The organism is Agreia pratensis, assembly GCF_900177685.1.
GTDB classification, from domain to species: Bacteria; Actinomycetota; Actinomycetes; order Actinomycetales; family Microbacteriaceae; genus Agreia; species Agreia pratensis.
The window spans coordinates 35,258-56,965 of sequence record NZ_FXAY01000006.1 but is presented as its reverse complement, the minus strand read 5'-3'; the positions used below and the strand labels follow the sequence as shown (position 1 = coordinate 56,965).

The 21,708-nt window shown below is 64.1% G+C and carries 22 protein-coding genes; 20 read left to right on the top strand and 2 right to left on the bottom strand.

Annotated features, from left to right (window positions below; translation table 11 throughout):
* Positions 1-51 precede the first annotated feature (51 nt).
* The gene (locus tag B9Y86_RS15385) at positions 52-636 is read right to left on the bottom strand and encodes a DUF4870 domain-containing protein (protein ID WP_085487728.1); all 585 of its coding nucleotides are present in this window, start codon (positions 634-636) and stop codon (positions 52-54) included.
* A gap of 182 nt (positions 637-818) precedes the next feature.
* On the opposite strand from B9Y86_RS15385, the gene hrcA reads away from it, so the two are divergent.
* The 10 genes from hrcA to B9Y86_RS15335 all read left to right on the top strand — a co-directional run bounded on the left by hrcA (position 819) and on the right by B9Y86_RS15335 (position 10,674).
* A complete protein-coding gene (gene hrcA / locus B9Y86_RS15380; protein WP_085487726.1) occupies positions 819-1,841 on the top strand; it encodes a heat-inducible transcriptional repressor HrcA in 1,023 nt (340 codons plus the stop codon).
* A gap of 96 nt (positions 1,842-1,937) precedes the next feature.
* Positions 1,938-3,044 carry a molecular chaperone DnaJ gene (gene dnaJ, locus B9Y86_RS15375; RefSeq protein WP_085487724.1) on the top strand — a complete coding sequence of 369 codons (1,107 nt, stop codon included), beginning with the start codon at positions 1,938-1,940 and terminating at the stop codon, positions 3,042-3,044.
* 9 nt (positions 3,045-3,053) lie between these two features.
* On the top strand, positions 3,054-3,794 hold the full coding sequence (locus B9Y86_RS15370) for a 16S rRNA (uracil(1498)-N(3))-methyltransferase (RefSeq protein ID WP_085487722.1): 741 nt from the start codon (positions 3,054-3,056) through the stop codon (positions 3,792-3,794).
* An 83-nt stretch (positions 3,795-3,877) separates the two neighbouring features.
* Positions 3,878-4,240: an HIT domain-containing protein gene (locus B9Y86_RS15365; RefSeq protein ID WP_085487720.1), complete on the top strand. Its 363-nt coding sequence runs from the start codon at positions 3,878-3,880 to the stop codon at positions 4,238-4,240.
* Complete coding sequence (locus B9Y86_RS15360) at positions 4,182-5,270, top strand: PhoH family protein (RefSeq protein WP_425319478.1); 1,089 nt, start codon at positions 4,182-4,184, stop codon at positions 5,268-5,270. The genes B9Y86_RS15365 and B9Y86_RS15360 overlap by 59 nt, the downstream gene beginning before the upstream one ends.
* Positions 5,267-5,734 (top strand): rRNA maturation RNase YbeY, encoded by a 468-nt coding sequence (gene ybeY / locus B9Y86_RS15355; RefSeq protein ID WP_078715309.1) that lies wholly within the window; start codon positions 5,267-5,269, stop codon positions 5,732-5,734. Before B9Y86_RS15360 ends, ybeY begins: the two co-directional genes overlap by 4 nt.
* Complete coding sequence (locus B9Y86_RS15350; protein ID WP_085487716.1) at positions 5,731-7,020, top strand: hemolysin family protein; 1,290 nt, start codon at positions 5,731-5,733, stop codon at positions 7,018-7,020. Before ybeY ends, B9Y86_RS15350 begins: the two co-directional genes overlap by 4 nt.
* Positions 7,017-7,931 carry a GTPase Era gene (gene era, locus B9Y86_RS15345; protein WP_085487714.1) on the top strand — a complete coding sequence of 305 codons (915 nt, stop codon included), beginning with the start codon at positions 7,017-7,019 and terminating at the stop codon, positions 7,929-7,931. The genes B9Y86_RS15350 and era overlap by 4 nt, the downstream gene beginning before the upstream one ends.
* Before the next feature lie 48 nt (positions 7,932-7,979).
* Positions 7,980-8,957, top strand: a complete 978-nt coding sequence (gene dapA / locus B9Y86_RS15340) for a 4-hydroxy-tetrahydrodipicolinate synthase (protein WP_139824939.1) — start codon at positions 7,980-7,982, stop codon at positions 8,955-8,957.
* Positions 8,958-8,997: 40 nt separating this feature from the next.
* A complete protein-coding gene (locus B9Y86_RS15335) occupies positions 8,998-10,674 on the top strand; it encodes a ribonuclease J (RefSeq protein ID WP_085487712.1) in 1,677 nt (558 codons plus the stop codon).
* Between the two features lie 16 nt (positions 10,675-10,690).
* Here the strand turns inward: B9Y86_RS15335 and B9Y86_RS15330 are convergent, their stop codons facing one another.
* The gene (locus B9Y86_RS15330; protein ID WP_085487710.1) at positions 10,691-11,311 is read right to left on the bottom strand and encodes a hypothetical protein; all 621 of its coding nucleotides are present in this window, start codon (positions 11,309-11,311) and stop codon (positions 10,691-10,693) included.
* Positions 11,312-11,389: 78 nt separating this feature from the next.
* Between B9Y86_RS15330 and B9Y86_RS15325 the strand changes: the two genes are divergently transcribed.
* The 10 genes from B9Y86_RS15325 (at position 11,390) to dapF (ending at position 21,702) form a co-directional block, all read left to right on the top strand.
* A complete protein-coding gene (locus B9Y86_RS15325) occupies positions 11,390-14,266 on the top strand; it encodes an FtsK/SpoIIIE family DNA translocase (protein ID WP_085487708.1) in 2,877 nt (958 codons plus the stop codon).
* Positions 14,267-14,272: 6 nt separating this feature from the next.
* Complete coding sequence (gene pgsA / locus B9Y86_RS15320) at positions 14,273-14,863, top strand: CDP-diacylglycerol--glycerol-3-phosphate 3-phosphatidyltransferase (RefSeq protein ID WP_085487706.1); 591 nt, start codon at positions 14,273-14,275, stop codon at positions 14,861-14,863.
* Positions 14,860-15,363: a CinA family protein gene (locus B9Y86_RS15315; RefSeq protein ID WP_085487882.1), complete on the top strand. Its 504-nt coding sequence runs from the start codon at positions 14,860-14,862 to the stop codon at positions 15,361-15,363. The genes pgsA and B9Y86_RS15315 overlap by 4 nt, the downstream gene beginning before the upstream one ends.
* A 245-nt stretch (positions 15,364-15,608) precedes the next feature.
* Positions 15,609-15,917 (top strand): helix-turn-helix domain-containing protein, encoded by a 309-nt coding sequence (locus B9Y86_RS15310; RefSeq protein ID WP_044443014.1) that lies wholly within the window; start codon positions 15,609-15,611, stop codon positions 15,915-15,917.
* A 98-nt stretch (positions 15,918-16,015) separates the two neighbouring features.
* Positions 16,016-16,240, top strand: coding sequence for a DUF3046 domain-containing protein (locus B9Y86_RS15305; RefSeq protein WP_085487880.1), 225 nt, complete (start codon positions 16,016-16,018; stop codon positions 16,238-16,240).
* Positions 16,241-16,500: 260 nt separating this feature from the next.
* Complete coding sequence (recA, locus tag B9Y86_RS15300) at positions 16,501-17,568, top strand: recombinase RecA (RefSeq protein ID WP_085487704.1); 1,068 nt, start codon at positions 16,501-16,503, stop codon at positions 17,566-17,568.
* 35 nt (positions 17,569-17,603) lie between these two features.
* Complete coding sequence (locus B9Y86_RS15295; protein WP_085487702.1) at positions 17,604-18,284, top strand: regulatory protein RecX; 681 nt, start codon at positions 17,604-17,606, stop codon at positions 18,282-18,284.
* A 47-nt stretch (positions 18,285-18,331) separates the two neighbouring features.
* Entirely contained in the window at positions 18,332-19,876 is a 1,545-nt protein-coding gene (gene miaB, locus B9Y86_RS15290; protein WP_085487700.1) for a tRNA (N6-isopentenyl adenosine(37)-C2)-methylthiotransferase MiaB, read from the top strand.
* Between the two features lie 16 nt (positions 19,877-19,892).
* Positions 19,893-20,831, top strand: a complete 939-nt coding sequence (gene miaA / locus B9Y86_RS15285; protein WP_085487698.1) for a tRNA (adenosine(37)-N6)-dimethylallyltransferase MiaA — start codon at positions 19,893-19,895, stop codon at positions 20,829-20,831.
* Positions 20,821-21,702, top strand: a complete 882-nt coding sequence (gene dapF, locus B9Y86_RS15280) for a diaminopimelate epimerase (RefSeq protein WP_085487696.1) — start codon at positions 20,821-20,823, stop codon at positions 21,700-21,702. Before miaA ends, dapF begins: the two co-directional genes overlap by 11 nt.
* Positions 21,703-21,708 lie beyond the last annotated feature (6 nt).

Below are 21,708 nucleotides of genomic sequence, written 5' to 3'. Positions count from 1 at the left end.
AAGAAGCGCCGAGCGACACGAGGTGTCGACCGGCGCTCCTGACGTATTCGTCTACTTGATGAGACGGAGGGCGAACGGGTAACGGTAGGTGCCGCCGCCGTTCACCTTGACTCCGCCGATGATCGGGAAGACGATCTGGGCGGCCCAGATCGCCAGTACGAGGATCAGCGCGAGGATCGGTCCGACGATCGGGATCAGTCCGAGGATGATGGCGAGAATCGAATAGGCGACCCAGGCGATGGCGATCGTGATCTGGTAGTTCAGCGACTCCTTGCCTTCCTGGTTGGTCAGGGGACCGCGGTCTTTGGCAACGAGCCAGATGATCAGAGGCGGAACGAAGCTGAGAACGCCGCCGAAGTGCGCGAGCGACGCCCAGAGCTTGTCGTCGGACTGGCTGAACGGTGCGCCCGGGGCCGCGGCGGGTTGGGGCGTGTATCCGGGCGGCGGCGTCTGGCCACCGGTCGGAGCGCCATACTGCGGAGCGCCGTACTGCGGAGCGCCGGACTGCGGGGGAACGGATCCGCCGGCGGGCGTGCCGAAGTCGGGGGGAACCTGGCCTGCGGGCGGCGTGTAGGGAGGGGGCGTCGGCCCGCCCGCACCCGAGGGGTTCTCAGGAGTTGCGTTGGGATCGGACATGAGTCGCGGCCTTTCGTCGCTGGATGGGGGCTTCCAGCACAAGATACTGCGCAACTCGTCTGGTGGGCAATGATCCGCCGATGCCGTCAGCGAGATATAATTGGCACTCAGGATCTCCGAGTGCCAATCGTTCGCGAGACTGAGCAGACGAAAGAGTGCAGACGAGAGGGAGGTGTCGCGACATGGTGTCAGACCGCAGCCTCGAAGTGCTCCGCGTCATCGTTCAAGACTATGTGGCCTCCCGTGAGCCCGTCGGCTCCAAGTCGATCGTCGATCGGCACTCATTCGGTGTCTCAGCGGCCACCATCCGAAACGACATGGCGCTCCTCGAAGAAGAAGAGTTGATCACGGCCCCTCACACGTCGTCGGGTCGCATACCGACAGACAAGGGATATCGCTTGTTCGTCGACCACCTGGCCGACCTCAAGCCGTTGACGTCGGCTCAGCGTCAAGCGATCGAGACCTTCCTCGGCGAGTCCGCCGATCTCGACGACGTTCTCGCACGAACCGTGAGGCTTCTCAGCCAGCTCACCCGACAGGTGGCCATGGTGCAGTATCCGTCGCTGCAGCAGGCGCGGTTCCGTCACCTCGAGGTGGTCGCGCTCGCGCCGCAGAAACTCCTTCTCGTCGTCATCACCGACTCCGGGCACGTCGACCAGCGCGTCGTCGATGTTCCCGGTGAGGTCGACGTCGATTTCATCGGCGAACTCCGCGCCAAGCTCAACACGGCGCTCGCGGGCGTCGGCGTCGTCGAGGCGGCCGCTCGCCTCGGCGAGCTTCCTGGCATGTTCGCGGCGTCCCGGATGCCCGTGGTGCGGGTCATCGTCGCATCCATCGCCGATCACGTCGCGGCCACGCGCCACGACAGACTGGTCATCGCCGGCGCGTCCAATCTCGTGCGTACCGAGAACGACTTCCACGGCAGCATCCTGCCCGTGCTCGAGGCAGTCGAAGAACAGGTCGTTCTGCTGCGACTGTTCAGCGAACTCGAAGCCGATCAGCGTGGCGTCTCGGTGAGCATCGGCCGCGAGAACGCGCCGTTCGGCCTGGGCGAGACGTCCATCCTCGCGAGCGGTTACAGTGCGCAGGGCGGTTCTCTCGCGCACCTCGGCGTGCTCGGCCCGACGCGCATGGACTACTCGAGCAACATCGCTGCCGTGCGCGCGGTGGCTCGCTACCTCTCGCGCGCTCTCGGAGAGAGTTGACCCCGTTTCCCGGCTCGTCGTCTCGGCGTTGCCCCCATCTGACAGAACGCTGCCGCTCCACGGCCAGCGAATCCCGACTTATAAGGAGAGGCCCGCGTGGCTGACCATTACGACGTGCTCGGCGTAGACAAGAGCGCCACCCCCGAAGAGATAAAGAAGGCCTATCGGCGGCTGGCGCGCGAGCTGCACCCCGATGTGAACTCCGCGCCCGACGCAGAAGAGAAGTTCAAGGCGGTGACGCATGCCTACGATGTGCTGAGCGATCCAGGCCAGCGCCGCGACTACGACCGAGGGCCCCAGCAGGGCTTCCCTGGAGGACAGGGCGGATTCGGAGGCTTCGGCGACATCTTCGAGACCTTCTTCGGGGCGCAGGGGGGCTCACGAGGTCCGAAGTCGCGCGAGGAGCGCGGCCAAGATGCCCTGCTGCGCGTCGAGATCGACCTCGGCGAGGTCATCTTCGGAACACACCGCGACCTCGAGGTCGACACGGCCGTGGTCTGCGAAACCTGCAACGGCTCGTGCTGCCAGCCCGGCACATCCCCCGTCACCTGCGATATCTGCGGTGGCAGCGGCCAGATTCAGCGCGCTGTGCGCTCGCTTCTCGGCAACGTCATGACGAGCGCCCCCTGCGGCACGTGCCGCGGCTACGGCACCGTCATCCCCGCTCCCTGCGTCACCTGCCAGGGCCAGGGGCGCGTGCGTGCGCGGCGGTCGATCCCCGTCGACATCCCTGCCGGCGTCGACACGGGCCTGCGTCTGCAGCTCATCGGCCAGGGTGAGGTCGGCCCGGCGGGCGGACCGAATGGCGATCTGTACCTTGAGATGAAGGTGCGCCACCACGACATCTTCAGCCGAAACGGCGACGACATCCTGTGCACACTCGAGGTCTTCATGTGGGATGCGGTGCTCGGCACGACCTCCAGCGTCACCGCCCTCGACGGCGACATCGAAGTAGAGATCAAGCCCGGCACGCAGAGCGCAGAGATCATCACGGTGAAGGGCCGCGGAATCACCCATCTTCGCGGACAGGGTCGCGGCGACCTCAAGATCGGAGTGCAGGTGACGACGCCCACGAAGCTCGACCACAAGCAGAAAGAGCTGGTGAAGCAGCTCGCGAAAGCGCACAAGTATCCTGCCCCCAACCTGGGACACTTCCAGCAGGGCCTGTTCGCCAAGCTGCGCGACCGCTTCCTCAACGTCTAGGACTGTACGGTGAGTTCCCTCTTCCTGCGCGCCGACCTCGCCGACGCCCCGCACGCCGTCGGAGACGGCGTCGCGCTGGCCGGTCCCGAGGCGCGTCACGCGGTGACGGTCAATCGTCTCCGGATCGGCGAGGTCATCTCCATCGGAGATGGTGCGGGGCTCGTGGTGCGCGGCCCGATCGTGACGGTCGAGCCCGCGGCGCTCGAGATCAGGGTCGAGTCGTCGACTCTCGATGCCGCGCCCGTTCCCGAGGTGTGGTTGGCCCAGGCACTTGCCAAGGGAGACCGAGACGAACTGGCCGTTCAGGCGGCGACCGAGCTCGGCGCATCCGGGGTCATACCCTGGGCGGCCGAGCGGTCGGTGTCGAAGTGGACGGGCGCGAAGGTCGCGAAGGGCATGGAGCGCTGGGGCGCCATCGTGCGAGAGGCCGCGAAGCAGTCGATCCGCGCGTGGGTGCCCTCGATCGAGCAGCACATGAACACCAAGCAGCTCGCTCGACTCGCCGAACACGCCACACTGCTGGTGCTCGACCCGACCGCAGAGGCCCGCCTCTCTGAGGTGGCATTGCCGGCGGATGCGCAGGTGCTCATTCTCGTGGTCGGTCCCGAGGGGGGCATCGCGCCCCACGAACTCGACCTCTTCGAGAGCCGGGGAGCCATTCGAGTGCGACTGGGCGATGAGATTCTGCGCACGTCGACGGCGGGTCCATCCGCGCTGTCCGTGCTCAACGTACGGCTGAACCGCTGGTGACGGGCACGTTCCCGGGCTGTGCCGAGAGCGAACGCGCCCGGCGCCGCCTGCTGCGGCGAAGCCGACGCTCTTAAGATAGAGACATGTCAACCTCAGGCGATTCACCCTCGATCTTCTCGCTCATCGTCGCGCGCGAGATTCCCGCCACGATCATTGCCGAGACCGATACGGTCATCGCGTTCGAAGACATCGCCCCGAAGGCGCCCGTGCACGTTCTCGTCGTGCCGAAGACCGAGAAGTATCGCAATGTCGTCGAGCTCGCCGCTGGCGATCCTGCGCTGCTCGCCGAGGTGGTGGCGCTCGCATCTCATATCGCCGACGAGCGTGCCGGCGGCGAGTTCCGACTGGTCTTCAACACGGGCGAGGCCGCGGGTCAGACCGTTTTCCATGTGCACGCGCATGTTCTCGCTGGCGATCTCGGAGAGGGTTCTCTTGCCGCCGGCTGAGGGCTCAGCGCAGGGTGAAGCGCGCATCCACATAGACGGCATCGCCATGGTGCGCCTGCTTGGGCCGCAGGATCGCCTTCTCTCGACGATCGAGAAGCAGTACCCGGGCGTCGATGTGCATGTCAGGGGCAATGATGTCACTCTCACAGGGCTCGATGCCGACGAGGTCGATGCGGCCAGGCGGCTCGTCGAAGAACTTCTCCTTATGATCAAGAACGGACAGGATTTGACCTCCACCGAAGTCACCTCGAGTGCTGCGATCCTCGACGCCGACAAGGGCGCGAGTCCGGTGGATCTGCTCGGGCAGGCGATTCTCTCGACCAGGGGCAAGAGCATCCGGCCGAAGACGGCGGGTCAGAAGGCCTATGTCGACGCGATCGACGAGAACACCATCGTCTTCGGAATCGGGCCGGCCGGCACGGGCAAGACCTACCTCGCGATGGCCAAGGCCGTGCAGGCGCTGCAGCGCAAAGAGGTCAATCGCATCATTCTCACGCGCCCCGCCGTCGAAGCGGGGGAGCGTCTCGGCTACCTTCCCGGGAGCCTGACCGACAAGATCGATCCGTATCTGCGGCCTCTGTACGACGCGCTCAACGAGATGCTCGATCCCGAGGTCGTTCCGAAGCTGCTTGCCGCGGGAACGATCGAGGTCGCGCCGCTCGCCTACATGCGCGGGCGCACGCTCAACGATTCGTTCATCGTGCTCGACGAAGCCCAGAACACCACGCCGGAGCAGATGAAGATGTTCCTCACCCGCCTGGGCTTCGGCTCGCGCATGGTGATCACGGGCGATATCACCCAGGTCGATCTGCCCATGGGCACGAGCGGTCTGCAATTGGTGACACGAGTCCTGGGAGACATCGACGACATCCACTTTGCCACCATGACGAGCGCGGATGTCGTGCGGCACACGCTGGTAGGACAGATCGTCGACGCCTACACGAAATACGACCAGATTCAGATGGCCAAGAAGGCCGGCGACACGATCGGCGCCTCCGAGCGAGACCAAAGGTACAAGAAGACGCGATGAGCATCGAGATCAACAACGAGTCCGCGATTCCTGTCGATGAGACGGCCATTCTGCGGCTCGCGACCTACGCGCTCGATCAGCTCCACGTGCATCCCGACGCCGAGCTGGCCATCGTGCTGGTCGACGAGGCCGCGATGGAACAGCTTCACGTGCAGTGGATGGACGAGCCCGGGCCCACGGATGTCCTGAGCTTTCCCATGGACGAGCTGCGTCCGGGTACCGAAGACGCACCGACCCCTCCCGGGCTGCTCGGAGACATCGTGCTGTGCCCTCAGGTGGCTGAAGTGCAGGCTGTCGGTGCCGGGCACACGACCCTCGACGAGTTGCAGCTCCTGACCGCCCACGGGGTTCTCCACCTTCTCGGATTCGATCACGCAGAACCCGACGAGGAGAAAGAGATGTTCGGTCTGCAGCGTGACATTCTCACCGGCTTCGCGGCCACCGAGCGTCGCCGTCGTACATGATCACTGCACTCTTTCTGATCGCCGCTTTCCTTCTCGTGGCGCTGGGAGGGCTGTTCGCGGCGACGGATTCGGCCCTCGTCGTACTCTCCCGGGGTGACATCGCCGAACTTGCCGAGAAGTACAGGGCGAAGAGATCGCTGCGTGCAATCGCGACGGATCCGAGCCCCCATATGAACGCGGTGAACTTCGCCCGCGTCGTCTCGGAGACGACCGCCGCGGTTCTCGTCACGATCGTGCTGTCGGTCTGGATCGAGGGGCCATGGCTGGTCCTTCTGTTCGCTGCCCTGATCATGACGACGGTGTCGTTCGTTCTGGTCGGATCGAGCCCACGCAGTGTGGGCCGGGCTCATCCAGAGGCCGTGATCGGTCTGACGGCCTTCCTGGTGCACGCTCTCCGAGTGGTTCTCGGCCCTATCGCCGGGGCTCTCGTCTCGTTCGGCAATCGAGTCACGCCCGGCCGTCCGCGATCTGCGGCTTTCACCTCCGAGCAGCAGCTGCTCAGCATGGTCGACGAGGCGACAGAGCTCGACGTGCTCGAAGAAGAGGATCGCGAACTCATCCACTCGATCATCGACTTCTCCGACACGGTGGTGCGCGAGGTCATGATTCCGCGCACCGACATGGTGACGGTGGATGTGACGGCGACGGTCGGGCAGGGCATGGGCCTGTTCCTGAGTACCGGCGTCTCACGTATGCCCGTGGTGGCCGACGATGTCGACGAGATCGTCGGCATCCTGTATCTGCGTGATGTCGCGCGGCTCAGCTATGAGAAGCCGAACAAGGTCGACAAGACGGCCGTGGGTAAGTTGGCCCGTCCTGCACTTTTTGTTCCCGAGTCGAAAAAAGTTGACGACACGCTGCGACAGATGCAGCTCGACTCGAACCATCTGGCCATGGTTGTGGATGAGTACGGCGGAATCGCCGGCCTCGTCACCCTCGAAGACCTGATCGAGGAGCTGGTCGGAGACATCTCCGACGAGTACGACAGGGAGATCGTGGAGGTTGAGACAGTGTCACCTGGTGTCTACCGTGTCAGCGCTCGACTGCCGGTCGATGAACTCGGCGAATTGTTCGACCTCGAACTAGACGACGACGACGTCGACTCGGTGGGAGGCCTCCTCTCGAAAGAGCTGGGCCGACTTCCGTCAAGCGGCTCCCGGGTCTCGGCGAACGGCCTTGTGCTGACCGCCGAGCGAACCGAGGGCCGCCGCAAAAGAATCAGCACCGTTCTGGTGCAACGAGACACGTCGGCGACGCCGACCGTCTCAGAGAGAGGATCCGAGTGACCGACTCCGGCACCGAAGAAACGAACGACTTCCGAGCGGGGTTCGTCTCGTTCGTGGGGCGTCCCAACGTCGGCAAATCGACTCTGACCAACGCCCTCGTGGGCGAGAAGGTGGCGATCACCTCCTCGAAGCCCCAGACGACGAGGCGGGCCATCCGCGGTATCGTGCACCGCGAAGACGGTCAGCTGATCCTCGTCGACACCCCCGGTATGCACCGGCCGCGCACCCTTCTGGGTGAGCGTCTCAACGCGATCGTTCAGACCACCCTCGGCGACGTCGACGTGATCGGCTTCTGTATCCCGGCGAATGAGAAGCTCGGCCCCGGCGACAGGTTCATCAACGAGCAGCTCGAGAGCTTTCCCAAGGCGAAGAAGGTCGCCATCGTCACCAAGATCGATGCGGCATCGCGTCCGGCGGTCGCCGAGCAGCTCCTCGCCGTGTCCGAGCTGCGCGACTGGGCGGCCGTGGTTCCCGTGTCTGCCCAGAGCAGCATCCAGCTCGACATCCTCTCTGCCGAGCTCATCCGCCTCCTTCCCGTCTCTCCCCAGCTGTATCCGACCGAGCAGACGACCGACGAAGGGCTCGAGGCGCGCATCTCCGAGTTCATTCGCGAGGCCGCGCTCGAGGGGGTGCACGACGAGCTGCCCCACTCGCTGGCCGTCACCATCGACGACATCATCGAGCGCGACGATCGCGAGCTCGTCGAGATCTATGCGAACGTGTTCGTCGAGCGCGACAGCCAGAAGGCCATCATCATCGGAAAGGGCGGATCGCGGCTGGGCGCTGTCGGTGCCACCGCCCGCGAGCAGATCGAGCCCCTCATCGGCAAGCAGGTGTTTCTCAGTCTGCGAGTCAAGGTGGCGAAAGACTGGCAGCGTGACCCCAAGCAACTCGGGCGACTCGGATTCTGACGCCTTCGTGTCAGTTTTCAGGCTTGTGCGACCGGTAGCCTGTAACCCGTGATCACGAAAGAGAATCCGTTCGGCCAGGTACTCGTGGCCCTCGTCACCCCGTTCACAGCCGACGGAGAGGTCGACTGGCCGAGCGTCGAGAAGCACATCGACAACGTCATCAACCACGGAGCCGACGGCATCGTGGTGTCGGGAACGACGGGGGAGACCTCGACTCTCACCGACGCGGAGAAGTTGCAGCTTGTGCAGGTCGCCAAGTCGGTGTCGGCGGGGCGCGCGAAGGTGCTGACCGGAGGCGGGTCGAACGAGACCGCGCACGCGATGCAGCTTGCTCGTCAGAGCGAAAAGGCGGGTGCCGACGGCAACCTCGTCGTCACCCCGTACTACAACAAGCCCACTCAGGCCGGCCTGCTTACGCACTTCCGCATGATCGCCGATTCGACCGATCTGCCCGTTATCCTCTACGACATCCCCGGGCGCACGGGCGTGCCAATCAAGTACGAGACGATCCTCCGTCTCGCTAAGCACCCCAACATCCTCGCTATCAAAGACGCCAAGGGCGATTTCAGCGAGGTCAGCCGCGTGATCAATCAGACCGACCTCATGTACTTCTCCGGCGACGACGCCAACGTCCTGCCGCACCTCTCGATCGGTGCGACCGGGCTCATCGGCGTCACCAACAACATCGCATCAGGCCCGTACCGCACGATGGTCGACGCCGTGAATGCTGGCGATCTCGCGACCGCGACCGCGGCGCACCAGTCGCTCGAGCCGCTCGTGCGCGCCGTCATGACCCACGTTCCCGGCACGGTCGCCGCCAAATATATTCTTCACGGCCTCGGCCGTATCGGTAGTCCCCGCGTTCGGTTGCCGCTTGTCGGCCCCGAAGAGTGGGAAGCCGCGCAGATCGAGAACGAGATCGACCTGGTCAAGGGGATTCCCTCGATCGACTTCACCAACTTCCGCCCCGACCGCAACGCCGCCGCCGGCGGCGCTCTGCCGAAGGTCGCGGGCACAACACGCTAGCCCGTCACCACGGGCTGGTATTCACCAGCTAGGAGGGCACATGCCCATTACCGCATACGAACCACGACCTCTCGCCAAAGACACCCTCCGGGTCATCCCCGTCGGTGGCCTCGGCGAGATCGGCCGAAACATGACCGTCTTCGAGATCAACGGCAAGCTGCTGATCGTCGACTGCGGTGTCCTCTTCCCCGAGGAGCACCAGCCCGGCGTAGATCTGATCCTGCCCGACTTCTCGATCGTGCGCGATCGCCTCGACGACGTTCTCGGCATCGTTCTCACCCACGGACACGAAGACCACATCGGCGCCGTTCCCTATCTGCTTCGTCTGAAGCGCGACATCCCCCTCATCGGGTCTGGACTCACCCTCGCGCTGATCGAGGCGAAGCTCAAAGAACACCGCATCAAGCCCTACACGCTCACTGTGGCCGAGGGGCAGACCGAGCAGTTCGGCCCGTTCGAACTCGAGTTCGTGGCCGTCAACCACTCCATTCCCGACGCACTGGCCGTCGCGATCAAGACGGTCGCAGGCAATGTGCTGCACACGGGCGACTTCAAGATGGATCAGCTTCCGCTCGACAATCGCCTCACCGACCTTCGTGCCTTTGCGCGCCTCGGCGAAGAGGGCATCGACCTCTTCCTGGTCGACTCGACCAATGCCGACGTTCCCGGCTTCACCGCTCTCGAGCGTTCCATCGGTCCGGTACTCGACGACGTCATCCGTCGAGCGCCGCGCCGCGTCGTCGTCGCCAGCTTCTCGAGCCACGTGCACCGCGTGCAGCAGGTTCTGGATGCCGCGCACAACAACGGTCGTCGGGTCGCCCTCCTGGGTCGCTCGATGGTGCGCAACATGCAGATCGCCGCAGAGCTCGGGTACCTCAAAGTGCCCGAGAACGTGCTCATCGACTTCAAGAAGGCCGGGGACATCCCCGACAACAAGATCGTCTACATGTCCACCGGATCACAGGGTGAGCCGATGGCCGTACTGAGCCGCATGGCCAACGGCGAGCACCAGGTGGAGATCGGGGAGAACGACACGGTCATCCTTGCCTCGAGCCTCATTCCCGGCAACGAGAACGCGGTCTACCGCATCATCAACGGCCTCATGAAACTCGGCGCCAACGTCGTGCACAAGGGCAACGCCAAAGTGCACGTCTCCGGACACGCCGCCGCAGGCGAGCTCCTCTACTGCTACAACATCCTCAAGCCGAAGAACGTGCTGCCCGTGCACGGCGAGCAGCGTCACCTGGTGGCCAACGCCAAACTGGCCCAGCAGACAGGCGTCCCCGAAGAGAACACGATCATCGCCGAAGACGGCACGGTCATCGATCTGAAAGACGGCGTCGCCTCGGTCGTCGGCCAGTACGACCTCGGATTCGTGTACGTCGACGGTTCCAGCGTCGGAGAGATCACGGATGCCGACCTCAAGGACCGCCGCATCCTCGGCGAGGAGGGCTTCATCTCGATCATCGTCGTGATCGAAGCTCAGACCGGTCGAGTCGTCGTCGGACCTGAGATTCACGCCAAGGGCTTCGCCGAAGACGAATCGGTCTTCGACGATGTGAAGCCGAAGATCGTCGCGGCCCTGGCCGAGGCATCCAAAAACGGTATGCACGACCAGCACGCGATGCAGCAGGTCGTCCGACGCACGGTTGGACGGTGGGTCAACACCTCCTACCGTCGTCGACCGATGATCGTTCCCCTCGTCATCGAGGCGTAGTCACGGAGTAACAGAGTCAGGAGGGTCCGGCGAGTGTCGCCGGACCCTTCGTCGTTCCTGGCGCACCACTCGACCCATTCGTCGACGTGGCAGCGAGTGCGAGCATCACCAGCCCGGCTGCGAGAAGGAGCATCGCCGCGGTGCCGAGGCCGGGGTAGATGTGCCCAGGTTGAACGAGGCATGCGCCGATGACGGCGATGACACCGCCTACGAGCGCGCGCAGACGTGCATGCATTGCCACTGCCACTGTCGCCGCAACGCACGCCAGAACAAGGGAGATCACGCCGATCAGGCCCAGCGTGCGGGCGACCTCGTAGATGGGCGCTTTGCCGTCTGTGACACCAGCCACCTGAAGCGTTCCGGCCGCGACGCCTGCAAGAAGGTCGAGTGACGTATAGAAGGTCGCGAATCCGTACCCGCCCACGGCGGCGATCCAGCCGAGAAGGCGATTCGATCGGCGCGCGATCAGCCAGGGCCCGAGCCCGACCAGGGGAAAAAGAGGGATGAGGATCAGGTGCATCATCTGCCAGATCGAGGCCGTGGCGTCGGTCAGGTGGTGCGGATGCAAGAGACCGATGAGCGCGCAGACCACGGCGGGTAGAGACGCGACGAGGACGAGGCGCAGGCGAGATGACATGGCACGAGGGTACGCCGGAATTCAGACACCCGGCTCGCGCAACCGGTGATCGTCGGTGCCCACGGGTAGCGTGAGCGCATGGCTACGAGTACCAAGTCGACCTCTCGCGCACGCGGAGCGTCCTCAGGTCGTTCGGGTGCGTCTACGGGCGCCCGGAAGACACCCACACGTGCGGCCGCGACCCAGAAGACTGTTCGGCTGAACCCCGCCGCGAAACAGGATCGTGGTCCGGGCATCGCAAGCCGCGCGTGGCTCGGCATGGCTCACGTCGTCGGTGGCGCCTTCCGTGCCTTCTCTCCGGCAGAATTCGACAAGGCCGAGCGGCGCGACGGAGTGCCCTTCCTGCTCGTGCTGCTGGCGATCGCCGGCGCCGTCGTCGAGTGGTTCCTCGTCTCGAACGCCGTCGCCGTCACGATCGAAGCGTGGACATTCGGCCTCCTCTTCGGGCGAGTGGCATATGCGCTTCCCGTCGTGCTCATCCTGCTGGCGGCATGGCTGTTCCGGCACCCGAGTTCCGTGCACAACAACGGTCGAATCGGCATCGGGCTCGGCCTCATGCTCATCACCGTGTCGTCGTTGTGCCACATCTACGGCGGACAGCCGAACCCCTCGGGTGGCCAGCTCGCCTCGGGCGGCGGAATCTTCGGCTGGGTCCTCGCGGCGCCGCTGGTCGCACTCATCACGCCTATCGGTGCCACGGTTGTGGTCTCGGCTCTCCTGCTGCTGAGCGTCTTCATCCTCACCAAGACACCGCCGAACCGCATCGGCTCTCGTCTTCGCGAGCTCTATGCCTACCTGTTCGGCGCGGCATTCCCCGACGAGGCTGAGCACCGTGAGGCGAAGAAGGCGGCGAAGGCAGAAAAGGCTCTGAAGGCCCATGCGGGCACCGAGGCCCTGTCGACCGAGCAGATCGATCTCGCGGCGCGCGACGTCGACTCCGAAGGTCTCCCGTGGTGGAGGCGCAACTCGTCGCAGCGTGAAGAAGATCCTGAGTTCGACGCTCCCGCGATGGCTCCGCGAGTCGAGGATCGAACCCCGATCGCCGATGAGCCATTCGCCAGCGCCGCCAGCGTCGTCGATCCCGACGACGCAGACGAGGCGGCCCGAGCGGGTTTGCTCGACGACATGAAGGCCGCCGAAAATGCGGTTCGACGTTTCACCGGTGAGATCCGACCCGGCGCTGCACCTCAGACGAGCCTGCTCGACGACGCGGCCGTCGAGTCGTCATCCGCCTACCCGCCGCCATCCGTGCGTGCGGTGCAGCCAGAGCTCGATCTCGACGACGAACCGGCTGGAGCCGGCATCGAGATCGATACCCCTGCCGCCGACTACCGGCTGCCCGCCGCGGCCAGCCTCAAGACGGGTGGACCATCACTTGCCCGCTCCGCCGCCAACGATGAGATCGTCGCGGCTATCACCGAGGTACTGAAGCAGTTCCAGGTCGATGCGACGGTCACCGGTTTTTCTCGAGGGCCTACGGTCACGCGCTACGAGATCGAACTCGGCCCGGGCGTCAAGGTCGAACGCGTCACAGCCCTGTCGAAGAACCTGTCGTATGCGGTCGCCAGCAATGAAGTGCGCATTCTCTCGCCCATCCCTGGCAAGAGCGCTATCGGCGTCGAGATTCCGAACACAGACCGCGAGATCGTCTCATTGGGCGACGTTCTCCGATCCTCGAAGGCCGCGTCCGACAACCACCCGATGACCATCGGCGTCGGCAAAGACGTCGAGGGCAAGTTCGTCATGGCCAACCTCGCCAAGATGCCTCACCTCCTCGTGGCCGGGTCCACCGGTTCCGGCAAGTCGAGCTTCGTCAACTCGATGGTCACGTCGATCCTGATGCGCGCGAAGCCCAGCGAGGTGCGCATGGTGCTCATCGACCCGAAGCGCGTCGAGCTCACGGCATACCAGGGCGTTCCGCACCTCATCACCCCCATCATCACGAATCCCAAGAAGGCCGCCGAAGCGCTGGCCTGGGTCGTCAAAGAGATGGACATGAGGTACGACGACCTCGAGAGCTTCGGCTTCCGGCACATCGACGACTTCAACAAAGCCGTCGTCAACAACGAGATCATCCTTCCTGTGGGCAGTCATCGTCAGCTGAAGCCCTACCCCTATCTGCTGATCGTCGTCGACGAGCTGGCCGACCTCATGATGGTGGCGCCGCGCGATGTCGAGGACTCCATCGTGCGGATCACCCAGCTGGCGCGCGCGTCGGGTATTCACCTCGTTCTCGCCACGCAGCGACCCAGCGTCGATGTCGTCACGGGTCTCATCAAGGCGAACGTGCCCAGCCGGCTGGCGTTCGCGGTCACGAGCGTCACCGACTCGAGGGTGATCCTCGACCAGCCGGGCGCTGACAAACTGATCGGCCAGGGTGACGGTCTGTTCCTGCCCATGGGCTCCTCGAAGGCCATTCGCGTGCAGGGTGCGTGGGTCAGCGAGGCAGAGATCGCCACGGTCGTGCAGCATGTCACGCACCAGGCCCGGCCGGAGTATCGAGACGATGTGGCGGTCGAAACCGTCAAGAAGAACATCGACGCCGACATCGGCGACGACCTCGAGATCCTCCTCGCCGCGGCAGAGCTCGTGGTCAATACGCAGTTCGGGTCGACCTCGATGCTGCAGCGCAAGCTCAAGGTCGGATTCGCCAAGGCCGGGCGCCTTATGGACTTGATGGAGTCGCGCGACATCGTCGGACCATCAGAGGGCTCGAAGGCGCGCGATGTGCTCGTCACAGCGGAACAGCTTCCCGAGGTCCTCGCCATGCTCAGAGGTACACCTGCATCACCGGCGGCGCCACAGCAGGCCGCGCCCCCGAGCTCTGCGCCCGTGAGCTCCGAGGCTGCCAGCGATCCCTACGCCGACGATCCGGTTGCTCGTGGCCTCGAGCGGTACCCTGAAGAAGAGGGCGATTCAGACGAAGATGCCTGGGGCCTGACCGGCAGAGAGTAGAGCACCGTGACCGAGGCCGCCGCGCGCGTCAGCAATTGGAATCTTCCGAACGCCATCACCGTCATCCGCATCCTGCTGGCGCCGCTGTTCATCTGGATGCTTCTGGCCGACGGCGGTGCAGACACGCCGCTCCGTTACGCTGCAGCAGCGCTGTTCATCGTGGCGATCGCCACGGACGGCATCGACGGCCACATCGCGCGATCACGAAACCAGGTCACAGACCTCGGCAAGCTGCTTGATCCCATCGCCGACAAGGTGCTCACCGGTGGGGCGCTCGTCGGGCTGTCGATCCTGACGGAGCTACCGTGGTGGGTAACGGCAGTCATTCTGGTGCGGGAGATCGGAATCACCGTGTTCCGGTTCGCTGTGCTGAGCGACCGCGTGATTCCGGCCTCACGGGGTGGAAAGCTCAAGACGCTGGCACAGTCCATCGCGATCTCGCTCGCTCTCGTGCCTTTCCCCGCACTTTTCGGTAGCTGGTTCGACTGGGTGAACATCGTCACCATGTCGATCGCCTTCATCCTCACCGTCGTCACGGGTATCGACTACCTCGTGCAGGCATGGCGTCTCAGCCGAGCGGGCAAGTCGGCGGCATGACGTCGTCGGTTCCGCTCGACGAGACCCGCGTGCTGATCGAAGAGATGGCTCGGCGCTCGCTCACCGTGGCTGTCGCAGAATCGCTGACGGGCGGCCTCCTCGTGGCCGAGCTCATTCGTATTCCAGGGGCGTCTCAGGTGGTCCGTGGGGGAGTCGTGGCGTATGCGACGGATCTCAAGAGTTCACTGCTCGGAGTCGATTCAGGGATCCTTTCCGCTCGCGGGCCCGTCGATCCCGAGGTCGCCATGCAGATGGCGCACGGCGCACGGCGTCGTCTCGGCCGAGAGCCGGATGCCGCCAGCTGGGGTGTCTCGACCACTGGTGTGGCCGGTCCCGGCTCGCAAGACGGTCACCCCGCGGGAACAGTGTTCCTCGGCTTCGCGACCGACAAAGGGACACTCTCTCGAAGGCTTCAGCTCGAGGGCGACCGCGACAGTGTGCGGAAGCAGACCGTTGCGGCAGCCATCCGGTTGATGCTCGAGACGCTTCAGCAGAACTGACCGGCCTGACGGCGACACTGTGGTCGCGGACCAATCCACGACGGCTTTGGCCTCGAATCATCGATGAGAACTCGTACTCGACATTCGTCCAACTCGGGAATGAACGGCATTTCCATCTCGTTACAACTAATGTCATTCACAGAAAAGACGGTTCAGTGTCGTTTAGAGTTTCACACAGTACCGAACGGGTTTCGCCCGGTCGGCCAGGTCCGATTGACGCAAGGCACACAGCAAGGAGGGGTCCAGTGATTTTAGTTCGCCAGGAGATCGGCGACGTGCTGCGAGACTTTCGTCTCCAGAAGGGTCGCACCCTTCGGCAGGTTGCCAGTAAAGCAAGCGTCGCCCTCGGTTATCTCAGCGAGGTCGAGCGCGGTCAGAAAGAAGCATCGAGCGAGATTCTCGCGTCGGTAGCCGAGGCGCTCGATACGCCCATCTCCGTCATCATGCGTGAGGTCGGAGACCGACTCGCCGTCATCGAAGGCATCGATACCATTCCCGATACCGTTCCCGACGAGTTTGTCGCCGGCTACGATTCCAAGCTTCTCACTCGGTAGTCCACCTCCGAGCACGAGATCGATCACGTGGGGGCCCTGTCACGAGCGATGTGACAGGGCCCTTCACTGTTTCCGCAGGTGCGGCGCTGAGGGGCAGCATGAGATTGAGCGAGTTCCGCAGAGCGGTGTCCGACGAGTTCGGCGCCGCCTACGGTCGAGTCCTGACGGGCGACTTGGTTATTGCCGAGCTCTCGGATCGAACCGCAGACGAAGCCCTCCGTCAGGGGGTGTCGGCGCGAGAGGTGTGGCTTGCGCTCTGCCGCGCCAGTGGAGTGCCCGAATCGCGATGGCACGGGGTCGGCTTGCCTTCTCCGCGGCCGTGAATTTCGGCAATCCGGGCCGACACGCCAGCACCGTATCGAATATATGTTCTAGAACTGTGTAGTCTCCTTCACAGCAGAAGTGTTGGTCATGTTGTCCACTGATCGATCCGTCACGGAGTCCGTGTCGGTGGTCATGTCTACAGTCGGATTACACGCACAACACGATGCGAACGCCTTGTCGACACCCGGTCCGCCGGCGCGACAGCCTATAGGCGAAAAACCCACGCGACGGATTCCGCGCACGACAGAAGGAGACAGCAATGCCATCAGATGCCACACGAGAAAAGGCACTCGAAACAGCGCTTGCACAGATCGACCGACAGTTCGGCAAGGGCTCCGTCATGCGCCTCGGCAGCGACGACCGCGCTCCTGTCGAAGTCATCCCGACAGGTTCAATCGCCCTCGACGTCGCGCTCGGCGTCGGCGGTCTTCCTCGAGGTCGCATCGTCGAGATCTACGGCCCTGAGTCGTCCGGAAAGACGACCCTGACACTCCACGCCATCGCCAATGCCCAGAAGGCCGGCGGAATCGCAGCCTTCATCGACGCCGAGCACGCGCTCGACCCGGCCTATGCCCAGAAGCTCGGTGTCGACATCGACGCACTTCTCGTCTCTCAGCCCGACACGGGTGAGCAGGCACTCGAGATCGCAGACATGCTCGTGCGAAGCGGATCGATCGACCTCATCGTGATCGACTCGGTGGCGGCTCTTGTACCTCGAGCCGAGATCGAGGGTGAGATGGGCGATTCTCACGTCGGACTTCAGGCCCGTCTTATGTCTCAGGCTCTTCGCAAGCTCACGGGTGGTCTCAGCACCACGAATACCACCATGATCTTCATCAACCAGCTGCGAGAGAAGATCGGAGTCTTCTTCGGCAGCCCCGAAACCACAGCTGGTGGAAAGGCGCTCAAGTTCTACGCCTCTGTGCGCCTCGACATCCGACGCATCGAAACCTTGAAAGAGGGCACCGACGCCGTCGGTAACCGCACGCGGGTGAAGGTGGTCAAGAACAAGATGGCGCCGCCCTTCAAGCAGGCCGAGTTCGACATCCTGTACGGCATCGGTATCTCCCGTGAAGGAAGTCTCATCGACTTCGGTGTCGAACACGAGATCGTTCGTAAATCGGGCGCCTGGTACACCTACGAGGGCGAACAACTGGGTCAGGGCAAAGAGAACTCCCGCCGATTCCTCAACGAGAACCCCGAGATCGCGTTGGAGATCGAGACCAAGATCCTGACCAAGCTGGGTATCGGAGCCGACAAGGCCGCAGCTGCCCCCGCTGCCCCGGTCGCCCTGGCCACGAAGGCGGCGGCCCGCAAGGGCGCCTGATCTTCACTACCCACCTCCACAGAAAGGCCACGGTCATGGTCAGATTCACCGGTTCGCCCGACTCCGACGAAGACGGTTCGAACGAAGCAGCCGATAGCTCGGTTGCTCCCGTGGCCTTTCTGTTCGGCGCACGCGAAGAGCAACCGCAGGCAGCGCGTCACTTCGCGGGCCCCGTAGCTGTTCCCACTCTCGACACCACCGGGCTTAGCCCGGAGGAGGTCGAGCAGCAGGAACTGCAACTCGCCGACCTCGAGAATCTGGTGGTGCGGGCACTGGCCCGAAAAGACCTGTCCGAATGGCAGGTCACTGAGATTCTTGCGGCGAATGGCGTCGAGTCGTCGGCATTCGAGGGCTTTCTCACGATCTACCGTTCCAAGGGCTACGTCGACGACTATGCGTTCGCCGAGCGAGAGATCGAGCGTCTGCATCGGCGCAAAGGGTTTGGTCGCAGTCAGATCCAACGAGAGCTCGGGGCCAAGCGCATCAGTCAAGAGATTGTGTCCGACGTGCTTACAGCACTCGATGACGACGATGAGCTTGCCCGGGCGCTCGAGCTGGCTGAGAAGAAGGCTCCGAGTCTGCTGCGCCTCGATCGGGCGACGGCAGAACGGCGTCTGAGCAGTTTTCTGCAGCGCAAGGGATACCCGTCGCAGGTTGTCCGAGATGCTGTTTCGAAGACTCTCGTAGCCGGAACGAGCACCGTCCGGTTTCGCTGAGCGGTCGGTGGCTCGGGCTTGTCTCTCGTCGAACGTAAACTTGCACTATGAGCAGCGTGACCGCACCACCCCGCATTCGCACCTATGAGGTCCGCACCTTCGGTTGTCAGATGAACGTCCATGACTCCGAACGGCTCTCTGGCTCACTCGAAGCCGCAGGCTATGTGAAGGCGGAACCGGGCACCGAGGCCGACACTGTCGTCATCAACACCTGCGCCGTGCGAGAGAACGCAGACAACAAGCTCTACGGCAATCTCGGCTACCTGGCGAGTGTCAAGCGCCGGCACGACGGAATGCAGATTGCCGTTGGCGGATGCCTGGCGCAGAAAGACAAGAACACCATTCTCACGAAGGCCCCCTGGGTCGATGTGGTCTTCGGCACGCACAATATGGGCTCGCTGCCCAGCCTGCTCGAGCGCGCTCGTCACAATGGTGAAGCCCAGATTGAGATCCTCGACTCCCTCGAGACCTTCCCCTCGACGCTCCCGACGAAACGCGACTCGACCTACAGTGGATGGGTCTCGATCTCGGTCGGGTGCAACAACACATGCACTTTCTGCATCGTTCCCGCCCTGCGAGGCAAAGAGAAAGACCGCCGCCCAGGCGACGTGCTGGCGGAGATCCAGGCGCTGGTAGACGACGGCGCGATCGAAGTCACTCTTCTGGGTCAGAACGTCAACTCGTACGGCGTCGAGTTCGGCGACCGGTTCGCCTTCTCAAAGCTCTTGCGTGCCGCGGGCGCGATTCCGGGCCTCGAGCGGATCCGTTTCACGAGCCCGCACCCTGCGGCGTTCACCGACGATGTTATCGACGCCATGGCAGAGACGCCGGCGGTGATGCCTCAGCTCCACATGCCCTTGCAATCCGGATCTGACCGGGTGCTCAAGGCCATGAGACGTTCGTACCGCTCGGCCAAATTCCTCGGCATCCTCGACCGTGTGCGGCAGCAGATCCCGCATGCTGCTATCAGCACAGACATCATCGTGGGCTTCCCCGGTGAGACGGAGGAAGACTTCGCGGAGACCCTGAGGGTGGTCGAAGAGGCGCGCTTCGCGACGGCCTTCACCTTCCAATACTCGATCCGCCCGGGAACGCCCGCGGCCACGATGCCCGACCAGGTTCCGAAAGCAGTGGTGCAAGAGCGATACGAGCGGCTCGCAGCGCTTCAGGATCGCATCTCTTGGGAGGAGAACCAGCGAATCATCGGTCGAGAGGTCAATGTTCTGGTCGCCAATGGCGAGGGGCGCAAAGATTCGGATACCCACCGCCTGAGCGGCCGAGCAGAGGATTCGCGGCTCGTTCACTTCGAAGTGTCGCCGAATTCGTCCGTGCCGCGTCCAGGCGATGTCGTCACCGTCGTTGTCACCGAGGCTGCGCCGTTTCACCTCATTGCCGACTCCGATGGCCAGCCGCTTCGAGTTCGTCGCACGAGGGCTGGCGATGCATGGGATCGCGCCGCGGCCGAATCGTGCGGCGTGCCGACGCCAGCGAATGGCGCGGCATCGGCAGGCCCGAGACCCGTCTCTTTGGGCCTACCAACCCTTCGAGTCGGCACCGTGCCGATCTACGACCTCGCCGACGGTGAGCGGTAGAGGTTCGAGCGGCGACATGTCCGTCGCAGACGTGATCGCGGTCGTCGGGGCCACTGGCACAGGAAAATCCGCCCTCGCTCTCGACCTCGCCGAAGGTATCGCGCGGCGTGGTCGCAGCGCCGAAGTGGTGAACGCCGATGCGATGCAGTTGTACCGCGGTATGGACATCGGCACTGCCAAGCTGCCGCTCGGCGGGCGCCGGGGCATTCCGCACCATCTGCTCGATGTGCTCGATGTCACGCAAGAGAATTCGGTCGCCGACTTTCAGTCGTCGGCTCGTGCCGAGATCGATGCGATCATCGAACGAGGCAATGTCCCGATTCTCGTCGGAGGATCGGGCCTCTACGTCTCGAGCGTGATCTACGACTTCGACTTTCCCGGCACCGACGCGGTAGTCCGAGCGCGGCTCGAAGCCGAGCTGCTCGCAGACGGCCCAGGAGCCCTGTATCGGCAGCTCAAGGAACACGACGAGGCTGCGGCCGTGGCCATCGGATCGCAGAACGGTCGCAGGCTGGTGCGTGCGCTCGAGGTGTTCGAGATGACGGGGCGAACGCTGACAGGGACTTTGCCAGACGCGCCGGTCGAGTGGCGGACCTCGAGCATCATCGCGCTCGAGATACCTCGCCCAGAATTGGTCACGCGCCTCGATGAACGCGTGGCGGGAATGTGGCGCGACGGAATGGTCGATGAAGCGGCAGCGCTGCGCTCCAAGGGCCTCGATCCCGAGACGACGGCAGGTAAGGCCATCGGCTACGCGCAGGCACTGGCGCAACTGAGTGGCGAAATCAGCGAAGAAGAGGCCATCGAGTCGACCCGAGCGCTGACGCGCCGCTATGCCCGTCGCCAAGTGGGGTGGTTCAGACGCTACGCCGCGGCCGTCACTCTCGATGCCCGCGAGCCGGGCGCGTCCGCCCGAGCGCTGGCAGAGACTCTAGGCTTGCATGATGGCGACTGAACTTCACTTCACCAAAGGGCACGGCACGGGCAACGACTTCGTGCTCTATACAGACGCCCAGGGCACGAACGACCTCACTCCGGCCCAGGTTGCAGCAATCTGCGACCGGCATTTCGGAGTAGGCGCCGACGGAGTGATCCGTGCGGTGAAGTCGGCCAACCTGCCTGACGGTGCGGCGGCCCTAGCTGAAGACCCGGCTGCGGAGTGGTTCATGGACTATCGGAACGCGGACGGATCGGCCGCGGAGATGTGCGGCAACGGCATCCGGGTCTACACGCGCTACCTCGTAGACAACGGGCTGGTCGAACTCGGCCCCGGCGACACTCTCGCGATCGGCACGAGAGCCGGCGTGCGTGACGTGCAGCGCAGCACGACGGGGTTCCAGGTCGACCTCGGGCGCTGGCGCCTCGAGCCGGGTGAACCCGTCGTCAGGGCGCGCAATCTCGCGGTAGCCCGTCCAGGACAGGGCATCAATATGGGCAATCCGCATGTCGTCGTGGCTCTTGCGGATGCCGAGGAACTCGCGGCCGCCGACCTCGCTTACATTCCGCAGATCGATCCCGAGCCCGTCGACGGCGCGAACATCGAGTTCGTCGTGCCGCACGAGCCACTCGTCGCAGACGGCGTCGGACGAATCACGATGAGGGTTCACGAACGGGGCAGCGGAGAGACCCTTTCTTGCGGCACGGGAACTGCCGCGGCCGCGTTGGCCACACGCCATTGGGCGGGCCGTGGCGCTCCGAACATCTGGAGGGTGGACGTTCCGGGCGGCACAGTCGGTGTTCGCATGTTCGCAGCCGAAGACGGAGAACACGTGTCGTTGTCAGGGCCGGCAGAGCTCGTGTTCGAAGGAGATCTCTCGCTCGGATAGTGCGCG